Source organism: Rhizobium sp. AAP43 (assembly GCF_001296045.1).
Classification (GTDB): domain Bacteria; phylum Pseudomonadota; class Alphaproteobacteria; order Rhizobiales; family Rhizobiaceae; genus Allorhizobium.
The window spans coordinates 123,684-129,849 of sequence record NZ_LJHS01000007.1; the positions used below are offsets into that span (position 1 = coordinate 123,684).

Annotated in this window: 6 protein-coding genes; 5 read left to right on the forward strand and 1 reads right to left on the reverse strand. The window is 59.1% G+C overall.

The features are described 5' to 3' along the window. Positions 1 to 1,185 (reverse strand): M20 aminoacylase family protein, encoded by a 1,185-nt coding sequence (locus IP76_RS07170; RefSeq protein ID WP_054157520.1) that lies wholly within the window; start codon positions 1,183 to 1,185, stop codon positions 1 to 3. Between the two features lie 391 nt (positions 1,186 to 1,576). On the opposite strand from IP76_RS07170, the gene IP76_RS07175 reads away from it, so the two are divergent. The 5 genes from IP76_RS07175 to IP76_RS22755 all read left to right on the forward strand — a co-directional run bounded on the left by IP76_RS07175 (position 1,577) and on the right by IP76_RS22755 (position 5,924). Next, positions 1,577 to 2,929, forward strand: coding sequence for an LLM class flavin-dependent oxidoreductase (locus IP76_RS07175; RefSeq protein ID WP_054157521.1), 1,353 nt, complete (start codon positions 1,577 to 1,579; stop codon positions 2,927 to 2,929). A 9-nt stretch (positions 2,930 to 2,938) separates the two neighbouring features. Beyond that, positions 2,939 to 3,778, forward strand: coding sequence for an ABC transporter permease (locus IP76_RS07180; protein WP_054157522.1), 840 nt, complete (start codon positions 2,939 to 2,941; stop codon positions 3,776 to 3,778). A gap of 55 nt (positions 3,779 to 3,833) precedes the next feature. After that, a complete protein-coding gene (locus IP76_RS07185) occupies positions 3,834 to 4,811 on the forward strand; it encodes an ABC transporter substrate-binding protein (protein ID WP_054157523.1) in 978 nt (325 codons plus the stop codon). Between the two features lie 9 nt (positions 4,812 to 4,820). Next, entirely contained in the window at positions 4,821 to 5,588 is a 768-nt protein-coding gene (locus IP76_RS07190) for an ABC transporter ATP-binding protein (protein WP_054157524.1), read from the forward strand. A gap of 189 nt (positions 5,589 to 5,777) precedes the next feature. After that, positions 5,778 to 5,924: a DUF1127 domain-containing protein gene (locus IP76_RS22755; protein WP_082352444.1), complete on the forward strand. Its 147-nt coding sequence runs from the start codon at positions 5,778 to 5,780 to the stop codon at positions 5,922 to 5,924. Positions 5,925 to 6,166 lie beyond the last annotated feature (242 nt).

Sequence of the window (6,166 nt, forward strand, 5' to 3'; positions counted from 1 at the left end):
TTATTCTCCAGCCGTGTCATTGAGGCGTTGATCGACGAGTGTCAGCCAGTAGCGCACGCCGTGCACGATTGCATCATCATTGAAGTCATAGGCCGGATTGTGCAGGTCGGCGCTATCGCCATTGCCAAGCCAGATGAAAGCGCCCGGCCGTTTTTCAAGCATGTAGGAAAAGTCCTCAGAGCCCATGGTCTGCGGATAGTTGTCGTCGACATTCTCAGCGCCGGCGACGGCTCGCGCCGCCCTGACGACGAGCTGCGTCTTGGCGGGATCATTGACGGTGACCGGATAACCCGGGCGCCAGTCGATTTCGGCTTCTGCGTTGAACAGTCGAGCAGTTGTGATCACGACTTCGCGAAAACGCGCCTCCACCGCAGCGCGCGTCTTTGGCTGCATCGTGCGGATCGTGCCGCCGATACGGACCGAGGCGGGGATGACGTTCAATGCCCGGTCATTGCCACCTTCGACAAAGGTCAGCGACACGACGACGGAATCGAGAGGATCAACAAATCGGGATGCGATCGTCTGCAAGGCCGTGATCATGTGTCCCATGGCCACAACTGGGTCGTTGCTGAGATGCGGTGCCGCCGCATGGCCACCCTTGCCAATGATCGTTACGACGAAGCGATCGCCACCCGCCATGATCGGTCCGGGGCGTGTGGCAAATGCGCCGACCGGCAGACCTGGCTCATTGTGCATACCGTAGACTTCCTCGATGCCGAAGCGCTCGAGCACGCCTTCCTCGATCATCACCCGGCCGCCGCCGCCACCCTCTTCTGCCGGCTGGAAGATCAGAACAACCTTGCCCGCGAAGTCGCGCGTCTCTGCAAGCCACTTCGCAGCGGCCAAAAGCATGGCGGTATGTCCGTCATGCCCGCAGGCATGCATCATGTTCTCGACCTTCGAGGCATAGGGCAGGTTGGTCTGTTCCGACATTGGCAGCGCATCCATATCGGATCGGAGCGCAATTGTTCGGCCTGGCCCCTTCGTTCCATTGATGACGGCCACCACGCCGGATGTCGCAATGCCGCCGACCACCTCGTCGCAGCCAAAGTCTTTCAGCTTCTCGGTAACAAGCGCAGCCGTCTTCGGCAGGTCAAAGAGGAGCTCTGGGTGTGCGTGAATTGTTCGGCGCCACGTTTTGGCTTCATCGGCAAGTGCGGTCAGGGAAGGGGCGTCGAAGGTCATGCGGACTCCAGGTTTAAGGCGTATGCGGCTTTTCGGAAGGGATACCGGACCAGATCGGCTCCAACAGGGGATCAGGGCATGCGCGCATCATCGCTTTGCGGCGGATGGAAGATATCTGCAACCGAGCCGCTTTCAACCAGCTTTCGACCGTAGATCACAGCAACCGCTTTGCGCGCGGAGTGATCGCATACTCGGTGCCGCGGCATTCATGGGCCAGCTTTAGAAGCAATTGGCCAAAGTTGCGCGGACTCGGCAGGCTTGTTCATTTTTTCTGTCCGCTGCGGAAATCAATTTGCGAAAAGGCGCAATTTTCGAAATCTCATTTCTCTATAAAATTTATAGACAATATAGGCTGCATCCATTCGGTCAACGGATTAAGAGAGGAACGGCCATGACACGCAAGATCAGACTTGGAGCATTTCTGCCCGGTGGCGGCCAGCACGTTGCATCCTGGCGCCATCCCGACCAACCGGTCGATGGGGCTGTCAGCCTCGAATTTCATAAGCAACTGGCCCAGACGGCAGAGCGCGGGTTGTTCGATGCCTATTTTCTGGCAGATGGACTGGCAGTCGGCTTCGGCGGCGCTCGGGAAGGGGGCAATGCCCGCGTGGCAGGCTTCGAGCCCGTCACACTCTTTTCCGCGCTGGCTCCCTTCACCACCCACCTCGGATTCATCGCAACGGCGTCGACGACCTACGAAGAGCCTTATAATACTGCCCGCAAATTCGCCTCGCTCGATTTGATTTCCAATGGCCGAGCCGGTTGGAACGTTGTCACGACAACCGGCGATCCGACAGCGCAGAACTTCAATCGCGAGGCTCAGCTGCCGCATGCCGATCGCTATCGCCGTGCGGCCGAACATGTCGATGTGGTCAAAAAACTCTGGGATAGTTTTGAGGACGACGCCTTTATCCGGGACAAGGAGACAGGTGTTTTCTTCGATCCTGCGAAACTTCACGATACAAACCACAAGGGTGAGCACTTCCAGGTCAAGGGACCGCTCAATGTCTCACGCTCGCGCCAGGGGCATCCGGTCATCGTCCAGGCGGGCCAGTCAGACGATGGCCGTGGCCTTGCCGCCGCCACGGCCGAGGTTATCTTCACTGCCCATCAGCACATCGAAACCGCGCAGGAATTTTATCGCGACATCAAGAACCGCGCGCGCGGCCTCGGCCGTAACCCGGATCATGTTCTGATCATGCCTGGTGTCTCGCCTTTCGTCGGTCGCACGGAGGCCGAAGGGCGGGAGAAGTACGATCGTTTGACGTCGCTCATTCTGGAAGAGGATGGTGTCGGCCTGCTCAATGGTCTGACGGGTGGCACGCTCGACCTGCGCGGCTATGACCTCGACGGCCCCCTGCCGCCAGCGCCGCCGACCGAGGGCATGAAGAGCCGCCAGGCCCTGATCCGTCAGATCGCCGACGAAAACAACTTTTCGATCCGCCAGCTCTACCAGTGGGTCGCCTCGGCGCGCGGGCACTTCACCATCGTTGGAACCGCAGAGCGGATCGCCGACACATTGCAGGAGTGGTTCGAGAACGAAGCCGCTGACGGCTTCAATATCCTGCCACCATGGCTGCCAACAGGGCTCGACGATTTCGTCGACCTGGTTATCCCGGAGCTGCAGCGCCGTGGCCTGTTTCGGACGGCCTATGAAGGCCAGACTCTGCGCGAAAATCTCGGTCTGCCGTTCCCCATCAACCGATGGGCCGCCGAGCAATCGATCATCCAGGCTGCAGAGTGAGGGGTCAACATGTCCATTGACGATATCCAAAATGGAACTGCCTACGGAATTGGTCTTTCGCCTCGTGCAAGCCAAGTGCCCGGCTGGTTCGGGCAGGCCGTGACCGCTTTCACTCCAATCCTCGCCCGTTATGGCCTGGTCATTGGCTTCCTCGTGTTCTGGCAAGTGTCAACCAAATTGGGCTGGGTGAATGCATCCGTGTTCCCGCCTCTTGATGAGATCGTCAGCGCATTGTGGAAGGGCATTTCCTCGGGCGCGCTGCTGGATGACGTTGCTATCAGCCTGCAGCGATCGGGGATCGCATTCCTTGCCGCCGTCGGGCTTGGCATCCCGCTCGGCCTCTTCATGGGGCAGGTGCGCGCCATCGAACAGGCACTCGATCCGCTGCTGCAGTTCTTCCGCCAGACATCGGCGCTCGCGCTCTATCCGGTCTTCATCCTTTTACTCGGCCTCGGCGAGGCTTCAAAAGTCTTCGTCATTTTCTGGGCGACGCTTTTCCCGATCCTTCTCTCGACGATTGGCGGCGTGAAGGAGGTCGATTGGAAACTGATCGAGATGGCGCGGACCTATGGTGCAAGCTCTCTCGCCATCTTCCGCCGTGTCATTCTTCCAGCCGCGGTCCCTGCGATTTTTGTCGGGCTCCGCCTCTCGGCGACCACGGCGCTGTTGCTCCTGATCGCTGCCGAGATGATCGGAGCGAATAAGGGCATCGGCTTTCAGGTGATGAATGCCCAGTACAATTTCCAGACACCGCTGATGTTCGCGGCCATCCTCTTGCTCGCCTTGCTGGGGCTCGCGGCAAACGCTGCTCTCGTTCTCCTGCAGCGAAAGCTCTGCCGCTGGGCCTGAGCGCCGCTTCAACTCCCTTCCCCGATTGACTCAATTCCTTGAAAGGACACCGTCCATGACCCTGCATTCTACCCGACTCCTCCTCTCCGCCGCCATCGCCATCGGTCTGTCCGGCGCGGCTCTCGCCGCTGACGAGGTCAAGTTTCGTTACCTCGCAAGTCAGGGCGGATTGTCAGCCCACGAACTCGCAGCCGAGCTCGGCTACTTTGATGGTACTGGCATCACCATCGAAAACATCGGCTATGCAACCGGTGGACCGGCCTCGTTGATCGCGCTTGCCTCTGGCGATGTCGAGATCGGCAGCGCTGCAACCTCTGCCGTGTTAAACTCGATCATTGGCGGAAACGACTTCGTCGCCGCCTATCCGTCGAATGGGATTAACAACGAAGTCCAATCGATCTTCTATGTGCTCGAAGATAGCCCCATCAAGGGGATCAAGGACATCGCCGGTAAGAGCATAGCGGTGAATACTCTGGGTGCGCATCTGGACTACACGATCCGGGAGGCACTTCATTCCGTTGGTTTGCCGGCAGATGCGGCCAATCAGATCGTGGTCCCGGGGCCGCAGCTCGAGCAAGTTTTGCGTTCAGGTCAGGTCGATGTCTCGGCCTTCGGCTATTGGCAGACGACATTTGAAGGGGCAGCCAAGCAGAAGGGCGGCCTTCGAGCAATCTTTGACGATACCGACGTCCTCGGCGAAATCGCAGGTGGCTTTGTCGTTCTGCGTCGCGACTTCATTGCTGAGCATCCGGAAGCGGCGAAGGTCTTTGTCGAGCAATCGCAGCGGGCTCTGGACTATGCCCGGGAGCATCCCGAGGAGACGAAGGCGGTCTTCGCCAAGGCACTGGAGGAGCGTGGGGAAAATCCCGAGATTGCCAAGTACTTCCGCGGTTATGGTGTGCGTGCCGGTGGTCAGGCGGTCGAACGTGACTTGCAGTTCTGGATCGATGTCCTGGTGCGCGAAGGCAAGCTCAAACAAGGCCAGCTCGCAGCCAAGGACATTCTCTACACTGCCGATGCGGCGAGCAACTGAGGCGTGGCGATGATACTCCCAAGCAGCCTGCGCGGAGAGGTGACGGTTCGTCACCTCTCCAAGACTTTCACGTTGAACGGCGAGCCGCTGCCGGTTCTGAAGGATCTCAATCTCACCATCCGATCAGGCGAAAGCTTGGCAATCGTTGGCGCGAGCGGATCTGGCAAGACGACGCTTCTTCGGATCCTGGCTGGTCTCGAAAAGGCCGATGGCGGTGATGTGTTGATCGATGGTCGCCGCGTCCGTGGGGTCGGTACCGACCGGGCGGTGATCTTCCAGGAACCGCGTCTCCTTCCGTGGTTGACCGTGATAGACAATATCGGTTTCGGTCTTGAAACCAGAGGGTTGTCGCGGGAGGACGCGCGATATGTGGCGCAACGCTATGTCAACCTCGTTGGCCTGAAGGGCTTCGAGGCAGCCTATCCTCGTCAGTTGTCAGGCGGTATGGCGCAGCGTGTCGGCATCGCACGCGCACTCGCCGTGCAGCCGGAAATCCTGCTACTCGACGAACCCTTAGGTGCGCTCGACGCGATGACAAAGATCGCCATGCAGCAGGAATTGGCGCGGATCTGGAAAGATGAGGACGTTACAACGGTTCTGGTCACGCATGATCTGGAGGAGGCAATTTTCCTCGCGGACCGTATCCTGATCCTGCCGCGGGAAAAGGGTGGAGAGCCCAGGCTCATCGATATCGACCTGCCGCGTCCCCGTGACCGCAGCGCTGCCGCTTTCGTCAAGCAGCGGGAAGAACTGCTGGGGCTCTTTGGCTTGCATTGACGGACCAGATCGAATGCTGGATCGGATCCATGTGCTCGAGCAGTGACCATCCATGCGCCTTACGCATGGCGGACCTGAGGACTTGTGTCTTATCAGAGGGGCGGAGAGGGGATATGTTGCCCTCATCGAAACGACGTTGGAACCGGACAAGGTGGCTGACGTCAAGAGACCTCGCGAAAGGGGATCATCATGAACGTAGCACGCTCTTTCAACGCATGGCGCAAGTATCGTCAGACCGTCCTGGAACTGGACCGCATGAGCACCCGCGAACTGCAGGACCTCGGCATTAATCGCGCCGACATCCGCAGTGTTGCCCGCCAGTCCGTCGGCCGCTGAATCTCTGCTTCCGCGCAGTACTGAATGATCAAACGCCCGCTGACGCGGGCGTTCGTGTGTCTGAACACGAGTGATCCTGATTGCGTTCTGCCGAACTCGTCCGCACGAAATTGTGGAATGCGTTTTCTGCATAGCTGCAGTGCAGCAATGCCTCTTTATTCTGCGGGGATATCGGTTATCTTCCATTCATCGAAGTGATGCACCTCCTCCCGCAGAGCTTCGAATTCAGGCGGCCTTTATCC